Genomic DNA, 3,149 nt, shown 5'->3' on the forward strand with positions numbered 1-3,149 from the left:
GGCAATATTGGTAGCAACGGTCTTGTATATGAAAAGTAGCGGGTTTTTATGCGCTAACTTTTTGTAAAACAATATACTTAATTAAAAGCAAAAGCGGTTAAGATTTGGACCTAAACCGCTATTTTTTATATACGTTGTTGTGCGTTCGTACTTTTATAATTTGTTTTTTACAGCTCTTATTTTGTTCTTAATTACTGCAAACATACTTTTGGCCAATAGGTAAACTTCAGTTGAACCTTTTAAAGGCCTATTGCTATTATCTGAATCAAAATTTCGTTCGGCATTTTGAATTGCTTCTTCTATGAAGATAGGATGTCTTCTAGAATCAAATCCACCATCATAGCTTTCGTTTACTTTTTGTTTCCAACTTTTACAAATATCATCAGATTCAAACTCTTCAATTTTTTCATTCTGGTGGAAGTATAACCAAACTTCAAAACAAGGATTACTTTCTACAACAAACCAATTATCTTTTGATTGACAAACTTCTTTTATTTCCTTTATTTGTTCTTCTCGACTATTAGATTTGTCTGGGTCAGTATCTATAACAATCCATACTTCATCATTTTCTTGTAATGTAAACTTCGGCTTATTTCCACTAAATGAGCTTACGGCTAAATCATAAAGACCTTTTGGTGAATTGTTTTCATCTGGATTTAATTTATTGACCTTAACTTTAATACGAGAATCAATTTCTCTAAAATATTCAAAGTATTGATATTCTCTTTTCGCTCCTTCACAGAAAATATATAGGCTTTTTGCTTCTCTGCTAGGTGCTTGTCTTTCAAAAAGCCTATTTGTTAAAATCATACTCGTGCCATTTTAAGTCCTCAAGATTTCCTAAAAAAGGAATTGAACCATATCTACCATTGAGATAACCTTTTCTAATATCAATCGTTTTATGTTCTTTAAAATCACTCAATGAATACAAGTCAGTTGAACCATTTAAGTCTTTTTCTGCAAACCAAATTTCATCTTGTCTAAAAATTTCTTGGTCAAGTAAATTTGATTCGTGTGTTGTGAATATCAACTGTCCTTTTGTATTATTATCTAGTGAGAACTTTTTAACAAGTTCCTTTATCAGAAGTGGGTGTATACTTCTTTCTATTTCATCAACTATATAAACTTTCTCTGATGATATTACATTTTTGAAAGCTGGCACGAAATCTAATAATCTAACTGTTCCATCTGATTCTTCGTCCAAATCAAAAAAAGCAGAATTTTTACTCGAAGAGTGTTCGACTTTCAAAGTTTTAACCCAAATAGTATCATCTTCTTTTACTAAAATTAATTCATCACCACGTCTGCTTCTTAAACCTAGCATTTTTTTAGGTGAATCTTCAACCTCTTTTATCAGTTTATCGAGTTCATTCTCATTATCCTCTCCAAAAAATTCTCTAATGTTCTTTTTTTCAGTACCCAAAGATTTAATTCCAATGTTAAATGAGCACATTAAATCTTCCGCATATTTCTTGAATTCAATATCAGTATCAATTTTATGAGCTAATGCTCTTGGTTTTGAATCTGGTGTTATGATTTGAAGAGTTTCAGAAAACCATTCATAAGCTTTTTTGACATCTTTTAAAAATTTGTTATCTCTATTTGATAATAACTTTAATACTGGCTCATTTGGTTTTACAAATTCCTCTATTAAGACATCTTTAAGAACCTGACTTTTTTCATCATTCTCAAAGTCATCAAGAAATTTGATTGTAGTTTTCTCGTCTACAGTTTGTCTTTCATAAATTAATTTGTCTTCTTTTTTGCCTAATCCAGATACATACAATTCCTCGGTTGATATCTTATCCTCTGAAAGTACTATTCCATAATACAGAGGTGTGTTATCTTGGATGAATTCTATAGCTAGGATTTGCTCCTTTTGATTTCCGAACTTATATTGTGTATCTTTTAATCTAAATGGGATTTCCTCTTTCGTAACTAGCTTTTGAAACTGAAACAAAGATTTAATCAAGTTTGATTTTCCAGCACCATTTGCCCCATAAATGGATGAAAGTTTGAGTATTTCAAATCCATCTACATTATATTTATGGCCTTGCAGAGTCTTTAATCTCTTATTTGGGATTGTAGTAAACTCTTTTCTCTCACCAAAAGAGAACATATTCTCTATTACAAATCTTATCAACATAATTTTGCGTGATTATTTCACGCAAATATATTCAATGTTTTTGAATTATTGAAAAAAGAAAAGTTAAAATTCATGTTCTAGGTGATATTTTCACGTTTGTAGGTATGACGCACAACGTATTTGTATAAGATTAGTTGCGCTGGAAATCCGCTAGGATTTTCAGATTTAGGAACTAAGATAATAAAAATGCGAGGATTTTCCGCAGGAAAATCAGCAGCAATTAAACTTATACGGTGTTACAAAATGTAGCGACACGTCAGATTGGTTTAGCATTGCATTTTGTCCGCGTAAAAATTAAAAATTCAGGTTTTGAGTTTTTTAGAATATTCTAACTTAAAATTCTCAAAAAAAATCGCGAACAGTAAACCACGCTTTTTTTTCAGCCGTTGTAAAATTCCGCAACCTAGCTCAATTCTGCTCGAGTGAGATTCCGCGTAACGATTGTCAGATTCAGAGTTTGAGTGTTCAATTTCGCGCGTTGCTTTTGTCAAATTCAGATTAAGATTGTCATCGGATTTCTCCGCGTCTGAGTGAGTTCGGAGCTATTTTTTGTAACGTATTTGTATAAGATTAGTTGCGCTGAAAATCCGCTAGGATTTTCAGATTGAGAAACTAAGATAGTAAAAATGCGAGGATTTTCCGTAGGAAAATCAGAAGCAATTAATTTTATACGGTGTTGTAAATTGTAGCATTTTCAGATTTGTTATTCCGTTTGAGTGAAGTTCCGCGTTTGAGTAAATTCAGATTCAGGATTTTTCCGCGATAATTTTCAATCCGCAAGAGTGAGATTCCGCGCAATATTTGTTGATTCCACGTTTTAAAATTCCGCAAACTGGCTCAATTCCGTTCGAGTGAGATTCCGCGTAAAGTTTGTCAAATTCAGAGTTTGAGTGGTTTTCTCCGCGTAATAATTCAGAGTTTTCTTTTTCAGAAATCAGAGGTTTTTCAGATTTGTAATTTTCCGCCGTCTGAGTGAGCGCTATGTCTAGTCCTGAAATATGGC

The 3,149-nt window shown here is 32.2% G+C and carries 3 protein-coding genes; all 3 read right to left on the reverse strand.

All coding sequences use genetic code 11. The annotated features are described in order from the left end of the window. Nucleotides 1-153: 153 nt before the first annotated feature. Entirely contained in the window at nucleotides 154-810 is a 657-nt protein-coding gene (locus tag PK35_RS16905) for an RloB family protein (RefSeq protein ID WP_044627767.1), read from the reverse strand. Beyond that, a complete protein-coding gene (locus PK35_RS16910; protein WP_044627768.1) occupies nucleotides 794-2,146 on the reverse strand; it encodes an AAA family ATPase in 1,353 nt (450 codons plus the stop codon). Before PK35_RS16910 ends, PK35_RS16905 begins: the two co-directional genes overlap by 17 nt. Nucleotides 2,147-2,892: 746 nt before the next feature. Continuing rightward, nucleotides 2,893-3,149, reverse strand: a 257-nt coding sequence (locus PK35_RS17920; RefSeq protein ID WP_238320938.1) for a hypothetical protein, incomplete at its 5' end; no start/stop codon positions are given.

Source organism: Neotamlana nanhaiensis, from assembly GCF_000943555.1.
Classification (GTDB): domain Bacteria; phylum Bacteroidota; class Bacteroidia; order Flavobacteriales; family Flavobacteriaceae; genus Neotamlana; species Neotamlana nanhaiensis.

Bases quoted from the DNA above. Each gene is read 5' to 3' on its own strand.
- PK35_RS16910 (WP_044627768.1), bottom strand. From the start codon at position 2,146: ATGTTGATAAGATTTGTAATAGAGAATATGTTCTCTTTTGGTGAGAGA.
- PK35_RS16905 (WP_044627767.1), bottom strand. From the start codon at position 810: ATGATTTTAACAAATAGGCTTTTTGAAAGACAAGCACCTAGCAGAGAA.